The 14,452-nt window shown below is 70.3% G+C and carries 14 protein-coding genes; 4 read left to right on the top strand and 10 right to left on the bottom strand.

Annotation, left to right across the window (positions count from 1 at the left end; genetic code table 11):
• Nucleotide 1 precedes the first annotated feature (1 nt).
• Nucleotides 2-505 carry a MaoC family dehydratase gene (locus LZG04_RS36560; RefSeq protein ID WP_233826010.1) on the bottom strand — a complete coding sequence of 168 codons (504 nt, stop codon included), beginning with the start codon at nt 503-505 and terminating at the stop codon, nt 2-4.
• A gap of 295 nt (nt 506-800) precedes the next feature.
• On the opposite strand from LZG04_RS36560, the gene corA reads away from it, so the two are divergent.
• The gene (gene corA / locus LZG04_RS36555) at nt 801-1,877 is read left to right on the top strand and encodes a magnesium/cobalt transporter CorA (protein WP_233826008.1); all 1,077 of its coding nucleotides are present in this window, start codon (nt 801-803) and stop codon (nt 1,875-1,877) included.
• A gap of 142 nt (nt 1,878-2,019) precedes the next feature.
• On the opposite strand, the gene LZG04_RS36550 is transcribed toward corA, so the two are convergent.
• A complete protein-coding gene (locus LZG04_RS36550) occupies nt 2,020-3,105 on the bottom strand; it encodes a DUF2332 domain-containing protein (protein ID WP_233826006.1) in 1,086 nt (361 codons plus the stop codon).
• Nucleotides 3,106-3,211: 106 nt separating this feature from the next.
• On the opposite strand from LZG04_RS36550, the gene LZG04_RS36545 reads away from it, so the two are divergent.
• A complete protein-coding gene (locus LZG04_RS36545) occupies nt 3,212-3,868 on the top strand; it encodes a metallophosphoesterase (protein WP_233826004.1) in 657 nt (218 codons plus the stop codon).
• An 11-nt stretch (nt 3,869-3,879) separates the two neighbouring features.
• Complete coding sequence (locus tag LZG04_RS36540) at nt 3,880-4,719, top strand: chromosome partitioning protein ParB (protein WP_233826002.1); 840 nt, start codon at nt 3,880-3,882, stop codon at nt 4,717-4,719.
• Here LZG04_RS36540 and LZG04_RS36535 read toward each other — a convergent pair.
• The 8 genes from LZG04_RS36535 to LZG04_RS36500 all read right to left on the bottom strand — a co-directional run bounded on the left by LZG04_RS36535 (nt 4,716) and on the right by LZG04_RS36500 (nt 13,885).
• Complete coding sequence (locus LZG04_RS36535; RefSeq protein WP_233826000.1) at nt 4,716-5,687, bottom strand: hypothetical protein; 972 nt, start codon at nt 5,685-5,687, stop codon at nt 4,716-4,718. The two genes, LZG04_RS36540 and LZG04_RS36535, sit on opposite strands and share 4 nt — an antisense overlap.
• Before the next feature lie 435 nt (nt 5,688-6,122).
• Nucleotides 6,123-7,010 (bottom strand): SDR family NAD(P)-dependent oxidoreductase, encoded by an 888-nt coding sequence (locus LZG04_RS36530; protein ID WP_233825998.1) that lies wholly within the window; start codon nt 7,008-7,010, stop codon nt 6,123-6,125.
• Nucleotides 7,011-7,292: 282 nt separating this feature from the next.
• Nucleotides 7,293-8,474, bottom strand: a complete 1,182-nt coding sequence (locus tag LZG04_RS36525) for an ABC transporter ATP-binding protein (protein WP_233825996.1) — start codon at nt 8,472-8,474, stop codon at nt 7,293-7,295.
• A 4-nt stretch (nt 8,475-8,478) separates the two neighbouring features.
• Nucleotides 8,479-9,324 (bottom strand): carbohydrate ABC transporter permease, encoded by an 846-nt coding sequence (locus tag LZG04_RS36520; protein WP_233825994.1) that lies wholly within the window; start codon nt 9,322-9,324, stop codon nt 8,479-8,481.
• Nucleotides 9,324-10,298 (bottom strand): carbohydrate ABC transporter permease, encoded by a 975-nt coding sequence (locus LZG04_RS36515; protein WP_374202965.1) that lies wholly within the window; start codon nt 10,296-10,298, stop codon nt 9,324-9,326. The genes LZG04_RS36520 and LZG04_RS36515 overlap by 1 nt, the downstream gene beginning before the upstream one ends.
• On the bottom strand, nt 10,295-11,551 hold the full coding sequence (locus tag LZG04_RS36510) for an ABC transporter substrate-binding protein (RefSeq protein WP_233825993.1): 1,257 nt from the start codon (nt 11,549-11,551) through the stop codon (nt 10,295-10,297). The genes LZG04_RS36515 and LZG04_RS36510 overlap by 4 nt, the downstream gene beginning before the upstream one ends.
• A 170-nt stretch (nt 11,552-11,721) precedes the next feature.
• Nucleotides 11,722-12,258 carry a general stress protein gene (locus tag LZG04_RS36505; protein ID WP_233825991.1) on the bottom strand — a complete coding sequence of 179 codons (537 nt, stop codon included), beginning with the start codon at nt 12,256-12,258 and terminating at the stop codon, nt 11,722-11,724.
• A 430-nt stretch (nt 12,259-12,688) separates the two neighbouring features.
• Complete coding sequence (locus tag LZG04_RS36500) at nt 12,689-13,885, bottom strand: acyl-CoA dehydrogenase family protein (RefSeq protein WP_233825989.1); 1,197 nt, start codon at nt 13,883-13,885, stop codon at nt 12,689-12,691.
• A gap of 144 nt (nt 13,886-14,029) precedes the next feature.
• On the opposite strand from LZG04_RS36500, the gene LZG04_RS36495 reads away from it, so the two are divergent.
• Nucleotides 14,030-14,329: a DUF4190 domain-containing protein gene (locus LZG04_RS36495; protein ID WP_233825987.1), complete on the top strand. Its 300-nt coding sequence runs from the start codon at nt 14,030-14,032 to the stop codon at nt 14,327-14,329.
• The last annotated feature ends 123 nt before the right edge of the window (nt 14,330-14,452 follow it).

Raw genomic sequence — 14,452 nt, 5'->3', positions numbered from 1 at the left:
GTCACTCCTTGGGTTCGGGCCTGCCCGGCTGCTCGCCGCCGCGCGCCTCGCCGTAGGAGCGCTTGGGCACCATGACCTTCCGGCGGAACACGCAGACGACCGTTCCATCCTGTTTGTACCCGCGGGTCTCCACGTGGACCACGCCCCGGTCGTCCTTGGACTTCGACGGCGTCTTGTCCAGCACCTCGGTCTCACCGTAGATGGTGTCACCGTGGAACGTGGGCTTGATGTGCCGCAGCGACTCGACCTCGAGGTTGGCGATGGCCTTGCCCGACACGTCCGGCACCGACATGCCCAGCAGCAGCGAGTAGACGTAGTTGCCGACCACCACGTTCTTGCCGAAGTCGGTGGTCTCCGCCGCGTAGTGCGCGTCCATGTGCAGCGGGTGGTGGTTCATGGTGAGCAGGCAGAACAGGTGGTCGTCGTACTCGGTGACCGTCTTCCCGGGCCAGTGCTTGTAGACCGCGCCGACCTCGAACTCCTCGTAATAACGCCCGAACTGCACCGCACGCCTCCGTTGGCCGGCTCTGTGTGAGGTCGGTGTGATCGAGGACCACACCGACCGGGACGACAGTGTGAGCACCGGGGGAGTACCCTCGGCAACTGGTCTGTGAGCGACTGCACCGCCGCGACCAGTCGACCCGAGGAGGTGAGGACTACCGATGAGTAACGACCCCCATCCTGCGAGTACCTCGCGCGTCCTCATCGGGGAGCCGGCTGTCCACAGCTAGGCCCAGCGGTACCGGTAGGGGACGTGCCGTCGTCGTTCGTCGAGTCGACGCCCCCTCCTGGAGGACTCCGTGCCCAGCTTGCCCTCGCTCGGCGGCCTGAGAGGCCGCGCGCAGGAACGCCCCGCGATGCGCATCCCCGTGCCGCTGTCGCAGTACGTGGTGGACTGCGGCGTGTACGTCGACGGCACGCGCCTGCCCGGCCGCTGGTCGCACGTCGACGCGGTCGAGGAGGTGCGCAAGCGCGGCGACGGGTTCGTCTGGATCGGGCTGCACGAGCCGGACGAGGAGCAGATCCAGGGCGTCGCGGAGACGTTCGGGCTGCACGAGCTGGCCGTCGAGGACGCCGTGCACGCGCACCAGCGGCCCAAGCTCGAGCGCTACGACAACATGCTGTTCATGGTGCTCAAGACGGTCCGGTACATCCAGAACTCGTCGCCCGACACGGCCAACGAGATCGTCGAGAGCGGCGAGATCATGGTGTTCCTGGGCCGCGACTTCGTGGTGACGGTCCGGCACGGCAACCACTCGGGGCTGGCGGCGGTGCGGCGCCAGTTGGAGGAGGAGCCGGAGCGGCTGCGCTCGGGGCCGGCCGCGGTGCTGTACTCGATCGCCGACCACGTGGTCGACAACTACCTCGACGTGACCGACCACATCGAGGACGACATCGACCAGATGGAGGCGCTGGTCTTCCAGCCGCGCAGCCGGGTCAGCGCCGACCAGATCTACCTGATGAAGCGCGAGGTGCTGGAGCTGCGCCGGGCGGTGATGCCGCTGGCCGTGCCGCTGCGGCGGTTGGCGGAGGGCTACACGCCGCTGGTCCCCGAGCAGGTGCGCTCCTACTTCCGCGACGTGGACGACCACCTCACCGAGGTGTCCGAACGCGTGATCAACTTCGACGAGCTGCTGACCACGCTGGTCAACGCCGTGCTGGCGAAGATCACGTTGCAGCAGAACTCGGACATGCGCAAGCTCGCCGCCTGGGTGGCGATCATCTCCGTGCCGACCATGGTGGTCGGCGTGTACGGCATGAACTTCGACCACATGCCGGAGCTGCACTGGCGCTACGGCTACCCCATGGTGATCGCCGTGATCCTCGTGGTGTGCCTGACGCTGTACCGAATATTCCGCCGGAACCAATGGCTCTGAGTCCGCTCACCTGCCCTTCTTCCTGCGACGGGATGTTCCGACATGACGAGGATGTTCACCAACCTGCGGTTCTGGGTGCTCACGTTCCTGATCGGCTGGCTCGCCACGGTGACCCTGCTGATCGCCAACGGCGGCTGACCGGTCAGTTCCAGGGCGCGGTGTCCCACGTGAACGGGATGCCGTGGCCCACGCCCGTGCCCAGGCGCAGCGAGATGCCGGCCGGCCACAGCTTGAGCAGCAGCCGGAACTCGTACGCGCCCGCGGTGTGGGTGCGCCTGGGCTCGTAGACCAGCAGCGCCAGCGGGGCCATCGGGGTGGCCCGGGCGGCGGCGTCGGCGAGGATCGCGCGGCCCATGGCGCGGTCGGCCGGTGAGACGTACTGCCACACGACCGAGTGCCACACGACGGTCAGCACGTCGCGCTCCGGGCGGGCGAGCTGCTCGGCCAGCCACTCCGGGCCGGTCGCCCGCCGCACCGGCACGGGGTCGAGCCTGGCCAGCTCCACGGCGGCCTGGAGCCGGTCGAAGCGGTCGAGCTGGTCGGCCCAGACGAACGACGACAGGTGCAGCCGCCCGTCCTCTGTGGACACGTCGACCGGGTCGAGGTCGCAGCCGGCGCGCCGGACCAGGCGCAGGTTGTGGCGCAGGTCGACCGGCGGTCGGCCGGTCCAGCGCGGGTCGAGGGTGAACGGGCTGCCCGGGTCGCCGAACGTCTCGCCGTCGACGGAGTAGGCGATGCGGTGCGGGCGCAGGTTCAGCCCGCCGGACGCGCCGACCTCCAGCAGGCGGACCGGGAACGCGGCCCGCCGGTCGGCCTCGGCGGCGGCCAGGTGGGTGGCGGTCTGCAGGCCGCCGAACAGGGGCGCGCTGCGGCCCGGCTCGTTGGTCTGCACGACGGTGGACGTGACCAGGGCGTGCAGTTCGTCGGTGTGCTCGTGCAGCACGGACAGCGCGTCGTCCCAGAGCGTGTCGAGGTCGGGTTGGCCGCCCACCGTCGGGTAGTGCTTGGCCAGCGCCGGCGCGCGGCCCTCCAGCACCAGCCGGTGCAGCGCGCCCGCGAACCGCAGGCCGGGCACGGTGCCGTGGCGGTCGCACTCCGCGCCCGCCATCACCCGCGCGGTGACGCCGCCGCGGGCCAGGTCGTCCGCCGCGGCCACCAGCAGGGTGCGGGTGAGCGGGCTGTGGACTTCGCAGGCGCGGGACGCGTCGAGGAACAGCTCGGCGAGCACCCTGTGACGTTAACCCGATTTCCCTTGTGCGGCAGGAGGAGGAAGGCGTTGTTCACCCTTTCACCGGCGAGGTGTGGCCGACGGCGGCAGCGCTTAGGCTCGACGGGTGCCGAGGGTGCTCGCGGTGGCGGACGAGGTGGTCGAGTCGTTGTGGACCGACCGGGTGCGCCGGCACGACGTCGACCTGGTCGTGGCGGCCGGTGACCTGCCGTTCGACTACCTGGAGTACCTGTCGAGCGCGCTGGACCGGCCGTGCGTGTTCGTGCCGGGCAACCACGACGCCGACCTGACCGGGTACGCCAACGTGCGGGGCCTGTGGACCAAGGCGGGCCTCCCGGCGCGCTGGCCCGGCCCGGCGGGCGGCGTGAACGCCGACGAACGGGTGGTGGACGTCGCCGGGCTGCGGATCGCCGGGCTGGGCGGGTCGATCCGCTACAGCGGCGGGCCGAACCAGTGGACCGAGCGCCAGCAGGCGCGGCGGCTGCGGCGGGTGCTGCGCACGGCCCGGTGGCGGCGGCTGCGCGACGGGCGCGGGGTGGACGTGCTGCTGACCCACTCGCCCCCGCTGGACTGCGGCGACGAGCCGGACCCGCCGCACCGCGGCTTCGCGTGCCTGCACGAGGCCGTGCGGCGGCTGCGGCCACCGCTCATGCTGCACGGGCACATCCACCCGCACGGCTCGGTCAAACCGGACCGGGTGCTGGGCTCGACGCGGGTGGTGAACGTGGTCGGTTACCAGGTGTTGGACATCCCGACGCCCTGAGGAGGAGTGCGGTGCCCCGTGACACGGGCTTCCCGTGGGCCGACGCGGAGAACGACTTCCTGCGCGCCCGCCGTCGCCAGGTGATGTCGCGGTTGGCGGCGTGGCTGCGCCGCGAGCCCGACGACGTGAACATCATGCTGCCGTTCCACGAGGTGGTGGAGTCGCTGGGGGTGCTCAGCGAGCGTCGGCTGGGGTTGCAGGCGATCCGGCTGGACTCGATCGTCGGCAGCGTGGACCGCACGCGGGACTTCGACCGCCGGTTCCGGCCCACGTCGGCGCGGGTGCGGGAGCGGTGGCAGCGGCTGGCGCTGGCGCAGCGGCGCGGCGAGCCCGTGCCGCCGATCGAGGTGTACCGGGTCGGTGACCTGCACTTCGTCCAGGACGGGCACCACCGGGTGTCGGTCGCGCACGCGTTGGGGCTGGAGGTGATCGACGCTTACGTGACGGAGGTCGTGACCCGGATCGCGGCGCACGGCATCCGGCACCGCGGCGACCTGATCGTGAAGGACTACCGGCGGCTGTTCCTCGAACGGGTGCCGTTGGGCGGGCAGGCGCGGGCGGCGGTCGTGCTGTCGGACCCGTGGGACTACGCCGAGCTGGGCGAGCACGTGGAGGCGTGGGGGTTCCGGCTGATGCAGGACGAGGGCGTGTTCCTGGACCGCGTCACGGTGGCCCGCCGCTGGTACGACGAGGAGTACCAGCCGGTGGTGGGGATGCTGCGGCAGGCCGACCTGGTCGGCGACCGCACCGAGACCGAGGCGTACATGTGGGTGGCGGCCGAGCGGTACCGGCTGATCCGGACGCACCGGTGGGACCCGGACGTCATCTCGGCGTTGCGGTCGCGCCGCTAGCGCTGGCGCTCCAGCCGGGGCAGCGGGCGGGCCTGGTCCATCACGCGGTCGGTGTAGCTGTCCAGCAACCGGGTCGCGACCTGCTGGCCGTAGCCGAGGATGACGGCCCACAGCAGCAGCGCCGCCTGCGACGCCACGCCGATGAGCCCGGTCGTCACGCCCGCGCCCAGGCCGAGGATGCCGACCACCGCGAGCGCCGCGCCGAGCAGCACCTTGATCAGGGCCTGGTAGCCGACCATCACGTACGGCGAGAGGCTGGGTCGGCGGCGCAGGAGCAGCACGACGGCCGACAGGACCGCGCCGAACGCGCCGAACAGCTGGATCAGCCACACGTCCGCGCCGGTCGCACCCTTGCCCGCCGGGCACACCGTGGGCAGCTTCTCCGCGCTCACGCACATCGGGATGTAGCCGGGTTCGAGCAGGCCGATGACGCCGAGCGCGGTGTTGACCACGAACAGCACCACCGACGTGGCGATCAGCTTGTTGCGCAGGGCTCGCGACCCGGCGTGGGCGAAGTCGGAGGCGTCGAACGCCGCCCGCAGCGCGTCGACCACGACCTCCCGTTCGACGGCGAGCGGGAACTCGCCGGGCCGCAGCTCCTCCAGCGCGAGGCGGCGCGGGTCGTCCTCGTCCAGGTTCTCCGCGACCCGGGCCTTGAGCCCCGGCAACCGCCCGAGGAACCCGCTGCCCGCCGCCACGACCGCGATCTCGGCCTCGTGCAACGACCTCCAAGCCCGCTCGATGTGCCACCCGGACCACCACGACGCCACCGTCCGCCACCGCGACTCGGCCCTGGTGATCATGTCCTCGACCACCGCGGCCTCCTGCTCGGCCACCGCGCGCCACTGCGTGCTCTCCGGGTCGAGCGGGTCCGGCGGCCCGAGCGCGGCGAGGTCGGCGCGCACGCGATCGAGCCGCGACTGGACCACCAGCCGCCAGTCCGTGATCCGGGGAGCGCGCGTGCCCATGTCCAGCATCGTCGCAGCAAAACCCACCTATCAGGCGATCACCCGAAGGGGTGGTGACAGGGTCCGTCACCGCTTCGCCGATCACAGGTGACGTCCGCCGGGCGACTCCTGGGCCGAACGAGTGAGCGTTGCCGACGACGGCGTCGCGCCGAAGCGGCGCAGGCATCCTTGGGCCGACACGCCGGGGGTGGGATCGATGACCGCACCGCGGGCCGAGCCGCGGTGGACCGGCAGGAGGCGGACGGCGCTGATCGCCGCTGTCGTCGTTCCGCTGCTGGTGATGCGGCTCCGGCGACCACCACCACGACCACCGCGGGTACGACCACGACGATCGTCGCCGCTCCGGCCCCCAGCTCCGATAGCGGGTTGGAGGGCCGGCGGACAGGTGGACCCGGGCGTGGCCGGGGAAGCGCCGGGGCACTTCCCCGCCCCGGCTCAGGCCGTGCGGCCCGGTTCGACCAGGTCGCGCAGGCGCGGTGGCATGCGCTTCTCCAGGCCGAACGGTTCCAGGTGGGCTTGGAGCACGCCGTCGAACGCCCGCTTCACCGACGCGGTGTCCCACATGTCGCTCTCCAGGATCGGCTGCTTGAAGTACGGGTGGCCGACCAGGTGGAGCTGACGGCCGTTGCACCGCACGATCTGCCCCGTGATGCCGTGTGCGGCGTCGCTGAGCAGGAACAGCACGAGCGGTGCGACCTTGCCGGGGGTGCGGTCGGCCGGGATGGCCCTCAAGGACCGCTCCGAACCCCACACCATCCGGGTGTGCGCGACCGGGCAGACGGCGTTGACCCGGATGTTGTCCCCTTCCAGGTCCAGCGCCCACGAGGAGCTCAGCGACGCCACCGCGCCTTTGGTGGCCGAGTAGGCGGCGAGTTTGCGCTGGCCCAGAAACGCCCCTGACGAAATGTTCACGATCGAACCGTGGCCCTGCTCGCGCATCACGCGCATGGCCGCCATTCCGGTGTAGATGACACCCAGGAGGTTGACGTCGACGATCCGCCGGATGGATTCCGGCTCGTCCTCCCACGGCAGCACCTCGTAGTTCAGCCCGGCGTTGTTGACCAGGCCGTCGACCCGGCCGAACTCGGCCCGGCACATTCCCACGATCTTCTCGGCCTCGTCCGGATCGGCCACGGTCGCCGTGCTCGCCACCGCCCGCCCGCCGTACGCCCGGATCCGCTCGGCGACCTGTTCGGCCTGCTCAGCGTCCACGTCGTTGACCACGACCGCCGCGCCTGCCTGCGCGGCCTGCATCGCGTAGGCCTCGCCCAACCCTCGTCCCGCCCCGGTGATCACGACCGCTTTGCCGTCAAGAATCCCCATCTCGCGCTCTTCTCTGTGCTCGGCGGACTCCCCTGCCCCGGGCCCTTTACGGCCGGAGTCGTTTCCGCCTTGGACCAGCGTGGGGATCGGCGGCAGCGCGGGCGCGACAAATGCGACGAGGTGCGTGTTTGCTGCGCTGAATGGCCTATGGAGTTCGTCCCTGCCGATGGTCCGGGCTGGTCAGTAACTCCCCGTGACCTGGGCAAAACCTCCGTGTGGCCTTACCCGAAAGTGTGAAAGGCCGCCCCCGTGAACCCACGGGGGCGGCCTTTCGGCGCGGGCTCAGCCGCTGTAGGTGAGGTTGCGGCCGTTGGCCGGGTCGAACAGCTGCACCTTGTCGGCGTCGAACCAGATGTCGGCCGGTTCGCCCTCGACCGCGGTGGACGTCGCGGCGATCCGGGCGACCAGCGACACGCCACCGCCGGGCACGTCGGCCGCGCCCGCGTCGGCGGCCAGCTCGGCCAGCTCCGCCGAGGTCGCCTGTTCACCCTGGAGGCTGAAATAGGCGAACTTGTCCGAGCCCATCGACTCCAGCACGTCCACGTGGTCGGTGAACGTGACGCCCTTGGCCCGGACGGCCTCGTCCACCAGCCGGGCGTCCTCGAAGTGCTCGGGCCGCAACCCCATGATCACCTCACGGGGCGCGTCCGCGCCCTCCAGCAGCCCGCGCACCCGGTCGGTGAGCGGCACGTCGCCCAGCGCCGAGCGCAGCACCCCGTGCTCCAGCGCGGCGGGCACGAAGTTCATCGCGGGCGAGCCGATGAACCCGGCGACGAACAGGTTGGCCGGGTTGTCGTAGAGGAACTGCGGCGCGCCGATCTGCTGCACCGCGCCGCCGCGCATCACCACGACCCGGTCGCCGAGGGTCATCGCCTCGGTCTGGTCGTGCGTGACGTACACGGTGGTGGTGCCGAGCTGCTTCTGCAGCCGCGACACCGACGTGCGCATCTGCACGCGCAGCTTCGCGTCCAGGTTGGACAGCGGCTCGTCCATCAGGAACGCCTTCGGGTTGCGCACGATCGCCCGCCCCATCGCCACCCGCTGCCGCTGCCCGCCGGACAGGTTGGACGGCTTGCGGTCCAGGTGCTGGGTCAGGTCGAGGATCTCGGCGGCGTCGCGGACCTTCTTCTCCACCGTCGCGTCGTCCACTTTGGCCAGTCGCAGCGGGAAGGCCATGTTCTCCTTCACCGTCATGTGCGGGTACAGCGCGTAGGACTGGAACACCATGGCGATGTCGCGGTCCTTGGGCGCGCGCTCGTTGACCCGCTCGCCGCCGATGCGCAGCTCGCCGGACGTGATGTCCTCCAGGCCCGCGATCATGTTGAGGGTCGTGGACTTCCCGCAGCCGGACGGGCCGACCAGGATGATGAACTCGCCGTCGGCGATCTCGATGTCCACGTCCCGCACGGCCACCGCGCCGTCGGGGTACTGCTTGGTCACGCTGTCCAGAACGATCTCGGCCATTGCTTCACCCCTTGACGGCGCCGGAGGTCAACCCGGCGACGATCCGACGCTGGAAGAACAACACGAACAGGATGATCGGGATGGTGATCACCACCGCGGCGGCGGCGATCGACCCGGTCGGGTCCTCGAACTGCGAGCTGCCGGTGAAGAACGACAGCGCGACCGGCACCGTGCGGGACTGCTCGGTGGAGGTCAGCGAGATCGCGAACAGGAAGTCGTTCCAGCAGAAGATGAACACCAGGATCGCGGTGGTGAACACGCCGGGCGCGGCCAGCGGCGCGATGACCCGGCGGAACGCCTGACCGGGCGTCGCGCCGTCCATCTTCGCCGCCTTCTCCAGCTCCCACGGGATCTCGCGGAAGAACGCCGACAGCGTGTAGATCGCCAGCGGCAGCGCGAACGTGATGTAGGGCAGGATCAGGCCGGGCCAGGTGTCGAACAGCCCGAGCGACCGCTCGATCTCGAACAGCGGCGACACCAGCGAGATCTGCGGGAACATCGCGATCAGCAGCGACACCCCGACCAGCAGCCGCTTGCCGGGGAAGTCGAGCCGGGCGATGGCGTAGGCGGCCATCGTGCCGAACACGACCGCGACGGCCGTGGCGATCAGCGCGATGCCGATCGAGTTCACCAGCGCGCGGACGAACTCCGTGGTGGAGAAGATCGCCTTGTAGTTGTCGAACGTCCAGGCGCGCGGGATGAAGTTGCCGTCGCCCAGGGTCTCCTTGGTCTTGAACGACAGCGACACGATCCACAGCACCGGGACCAGCGCGTACGCCACCACCAGGACGTTGAGCACGGTCCAGCGCGCCTTGCGGCCCGTGGTCACGGCCCCGCCGATGCCCGCCATCAGCGCCTCCCCCCGCCGTCGCCGCCGGGTGCGGCGGTGCCGAACAGCTTCACGAACACGAACGCGATGATCGCCACCGCGATGAAGATCAGCACCGACATGGTGGAGCCGATGCCCAGGTTCAGGCCCTTGATGAGGTTGTTGTAGGTCAGCATCGACACCGATGACGTGCCCTGCGAGCCGGCCGTGAGCACGAACAGGTTGTCGAAGATGCGGAACGCGTCGAGCGTGCGGAACAGCAGCGCGACCAGGATCGCGGGCTTCATCACCGGCACCATCACCTTGGTGAACCGCTGCCACGCGCTCGCGCCGTCCATCGCGGCCGCCTTGAGCAGGTCGTCGGGCACCAGCGCCAGGCCCGCCATGAGCAGCAGCGCCATGAACGGCGTGGTCTTCCAGATCTCGGCCAGCGTCACCACCATGATCGCCGGGATCTTCTCGGTGAGCACGGGGTCGCCGCCCGCGACGGTCTCGGCGAGGTAGCCGGTGCCGGGCGTCCAGGCGTAGCGCCAGGAGAACGCGGCGACGACCGTGACGATGCCGTACGGGATGAGCGTGGACGTGCGCACGATGCCCCGGCCGACCAGGGTGCGGTGCATGATCAGCGCCAGCGCCATGCCCAGCACCAGCTCGACCGCCACGGACACCACGGTGATCAGCACCGTGACCCACATGGCGTTCCACCAGTACGGGTTGGACAGCACGGTGACGTAGTTCTCCAGGCCGACGAACTCGGTGCGGTCGGGGAACTTCAGGTCGTAGCGCTGCAACGACAGCCACAGCGAGTACACGATCGGCCAGCCGGCGACGGCGGCCATGATGAGGATCGCGGGCGCGCACAGCAGCAGCCCGAGTCGCCGTTCGGCCTTCTTGCCCTCGCTGAGCGCGGCCTTGGCCTTGGGCGACAGCCCAGGCGTCGGTCCGGCGTCGGAGCCCGCGGTCCCGGCGGTGTCGGCGTTCACGGCGTGGCTCACGGCAGCACCCCCTTCGAGTCGAGCGCGTCCTGGAGCTCGGCGCGCAGCCGTTCGGCGGTGCGCTGCGGGTCGATGCCCGCGGGCGGCGACAGGATCGTGGAGATGACGGTGGAGACGTTCTGGTACGCGGGGGTCCGGGGCCGCACGCTCGCGTTCTGCAGCGTCTGGAGGATCGCTTCCTTCATCGGGTACGGCTCGGCCATCTCCGGGTCGTCGTAGACGGACTCGATGGTCGGCGGCACGCCGTCGTTGATGGCGGCGAACTTCTGGTGCTCGGCGTTGCGCAGGCACAGCACCGCGTCGAACGACTCCTCCGGGTGCCGGGTGAACGCGCTGACGCCGTAGTTGATGCCGCCGACGGTGACCTTGGCGGGGTCGCCGTCGATCGACGGGAAGGGCGCCCACTTCAGGTGCGGCGCGATGGCCTCGACCTTCTGCGCGGCGGCGTAGACGTACGGCCAGTTCAGCATGAACGCCGCCTTGCCGCCTTCCATGGCCAGCCGGGCGTCGTCCTCGGCGGCGTTGGAGAACGACGGGTCGACCACGTCGGAGGTGGCGAACTTCTTGAGCACTTCCAGCGCCTTCACCGCGCCGTCGTCCACCACGGCCTTGGTGCCGCTGTCGTCGACGATCTGCCCGCCCGCGGTGTTGACCAGCGTGTTGTAGAGCACGACGAGGCCCTCGTACTGCTTGCCCTGCGCGGCCACCAGGCCCGGTGTCTTGTCGTCGCCGTCGGACTGGAGCTTCGAGCCCATCTCGATCATCTCGTCCCACGTCTTCGGCGGCGTGGGCACGAGGTCGCCGCGGTACCAGAGGAGCTGGACGTTGGTGTTGTCCGGCGCGCCGTACAGCTTGCCCTCGTAGCGGGCGGTCTCCAGCGGCGTCTCCAGCGTGCCGTCCTCGACCTCGGACTTGGCCTGGCCGGTGAACTCCTTGATCCACCCGGCCTTGGCCAGCTCGGCGGTCCACGTGACGTCGAGGCCCAGCACGTCCATGCCCTCGTCGCCGGCGGCGAGCCGGCGGACCATCTGCTCGCGCTGGCCGTCCGCCTCGCGCGGCAGCTTGTGGTAGACGATCCGGTAGCCGTCGGCGCGGGCGTTGCAGTTGTCGACGATCTTCTGGAAGTTCTCCTGCGGGTACTTGTAGACGTTGATGGTGATCCCGCCGTCACCCGAACCACAGCCCGCCAGCACGGACGTCGCGATGAGCGCGACACCCCCTGCGGCGGCCAACCGATGACCCTTGCCCCTCATCGGTCCTGCCTCCTTCCCGACAACGGAGGAGCCAGACCGCAGCGCCCGGCACCTCGTCGTGCCCGCCGGTCGGCTGGGCCGACCGGTGCAACGAACGTAGGCCCGGTGATCAGGTGCCGCAACCACCGGAGCCCGGAACGGCGTTACCCGATCCGGTGGTCGCCCAAACCTCAGTCTTGGCCGGCTTTGCCCGCGTCCGAGGGGCGCAGGGCGAGCTTGGCGAGCAGGTCGCGGCCCCGTTCGGCGGAACGGGGCTGGCAGAGCACGTCGTAGCGGCCCGCGACGAGCTGGCTGGCGCTCTGGAAGTCCCGCTTGCCGCGCGCCGAGCCGTACCCGACGGCGGCGAAGATCAGTCCGAACGCGACGCCGACCACGAGGCCCGCGACGATGGGCCCGAGGCTCGTGCCGGGGCTGGTGTTGAACAGGCTGAGCAGGACGCCGACGAACAGGCCGAACCACGCGCCCGACGCCGCCCCGGTGCCCAGCACGCGGCCCCAGGTGAGCCGGCCGGTGACCCGTTCGACGAGCATGAGGTCGACCCCGACGATCGTGACCTCCTGCACGGGGAAGTCGTCGTCGGCCAGGAAGTCGACCGCCCGCTGCGCCTCCTCGTAGGTGCTGTACGAGCCGATGGGCCAGCCGGTGGGCGGGGTCGGCAGGCGGGGAGGGACGCCGGGTCGGTTCTGGCCGGAGAAGGAACTCGTCACGGTGACCACCTCTTCGCGGTGCTGATCACCCCATCCTGCCAATACCGGGCGACCGGCGCGAAACGGGTGGGCGGGAACGGACGCGAAACGTGACCTGCGCGCCCTGCCGCAGCGCCCAGCGGGCGTCCCCGCCAAGGGGACCCCTGCTTTGAGTTTGCCGGCTCGGTCCGACATTTCGAGCGGTCGCGAGGCGGCCTGTGGACAACCGGCCGGGCAGCGAGCCGCCGGCGGGTGTCGGAGGTGAAGACGAGCCGCCGCGAGCGTGACCGACTCGGCGTCGGTGAGCTGGGGCGGACGGCCCCTGCTCGCCGAGTGGTCTCCGGGCGTCCGTGGGGTGGCCTGTGGACAACCGGCCACGAGCGTCGTCGAGTGGTGCCCAGGCGGTCGCCGTCGGGGTGGCGGTGGACGCCACCCCGTCCCGGCGGACCGGTCAGCCGCGGGAGTGGTAGTCGCGCAGCAGGCCCCGGCTGATGATGGTCTTCTGGATCTCGCTGGTGCCCTCGCCGATCAGCAGGAACGGGGCCTCGCGCATCAGGCGCTCGATCTCGTACTCCTTGGAGTAGCCGTAACCGCCGTGGATGCGGAACGCCTCCTGCGTCACCTCGGCGCAGTACTCCGACGCGATGAGCTTGGCCATGCCCGCCTCGACGTCGTTGCGCGCGCCGGAGTCCTTCAGGCGCGCGGCGTTGACCATCATCAGGTGGGCGGCCTCCACCTTGGTCGCCATCTCGGCCAGCTTGAACGCGATGGCCTGGTGCTCGGCGATCGGCTTGCCGAACGTCCTGCGCTGCTGCGCGTACTCGATGGCCAGCTCGAACGACCGCAACGCGATGCCGCACGCCCGCGCCGCCACGTTGACGCGGCCGACCTCGACGCCGTCCATCATGTGCCGGAACCCGCGCCCGGTCTGGCCGCCCAGCACCTGCTCGGCCGGGACGCGGAAGCCGTCGAACACCATCTCGGTGGTGTCGACGCCCTTGTAGCCCATCTTGTCGATCTTGCCGGGGATGGTGAGGCCGGGCAGCACCTCGCCGTAGCCCTCGGGCTTCTCCACCAGGAACGTGGTCAGGTTCTGGTGCGCCTTCTCGGCGCCCTCGTCGGTCTTCACCAGCACGGCGGTGAGGTTGGACGTGCCGCCGTTGGTCAGCCACATCTTCTGGCCGTTGATGACGAAGTCGTCGCCCTCGCGCACGGCGCGGGTGCGGATCGCGGCGACGTCGGAGCCCAGTTCCGGCTCGGACATGGAGAACGAGCCGCGCACCTCGCCGGTGGCCATCCGCGGCAGGTACTTCCGCTGCTGCTCGGGCGTGCCGTGCTGCTTGAGCATGTGCGCCACGATGAAGTGGGTGTTGATGACCCCGGAGACCGACATCCAGCCGCGGGCGATCTGCTCGACCACCAGGGCGTAGGTCAGCAGCGACTCGCCGAGCCCGCCGAACTCCTCGGGGATGGTGAGCCCGAACAGGCCCATCTCCTTCATGCCCTCGACGATGTCCGCCGGGTAGGTGTCGCCGTGCTCCAGCGCCTGGGCGTGCGGGATGATCTCCTTGTCCACGAAGGTGCGGACCGTCGACAGGATCTCCTCCTGGACGTCGGTGAGTCCAGCGGTCCGGGCCAGGCGCGCCATCGCGTTTCCCTTCGTAGCTCACGGGTTACCGGCGAGTATGGCCGGGTTAACGCCCGTTCGCGCCACGAGAGTGCTCATCGCCACGCGCTGAACCGAAACAGCGGGATAGCCTGGGCGCCCGAACGACCACCAGGGGGACTCCCGATGTCGCAGCCGCCGCCCTACCAGCACCCGGGCTACTACCCGCCGCCGCCCAGGCAGACCAACGGGATGGCGATCGCCGCGCTGATCACCGCGTTCCTGTTCTCCCCGGCCGGCATCGTGCTGGGCATCGTGGCGCGCAAGCAGATCCGCCGGACCGGCGAGGAGGGCTGGGGCATGGCGACCGCGGGCCTCGTCATCGGCGCCGTGTTCACGGTGCTGTGGGTGCTGGCGATCGTGCTGTGGATCGTGATGGTGGTGTGGCTGTACCGGGAAGCGGCGAACCTGCCGACGCCGCGCTAGCTGTAGTGACTAATCAGGTTGTTGACGGCGTGTCGGGTTGAACATGGGAGGACCTCCGGGCGGAGTGGATGTGTCTGACGCATCCCATCGGCACACGGAGGTCCTCCCGTGCACAGTAACGCC

Origin of the sequence: Saccharothrix sp. S26, from assembly GCF_021390395.1 — a bacterium.
GTDB lineage: Bacteria > Actinomycetota > Actinomycetes > Mycobacteriales > Pseudonocardiaceae > Actinosynnema.
Note: the sequence above shows the minus strand (reverse complement) of the source record. Positions and strands in the feature narration are given on the sequence as shown.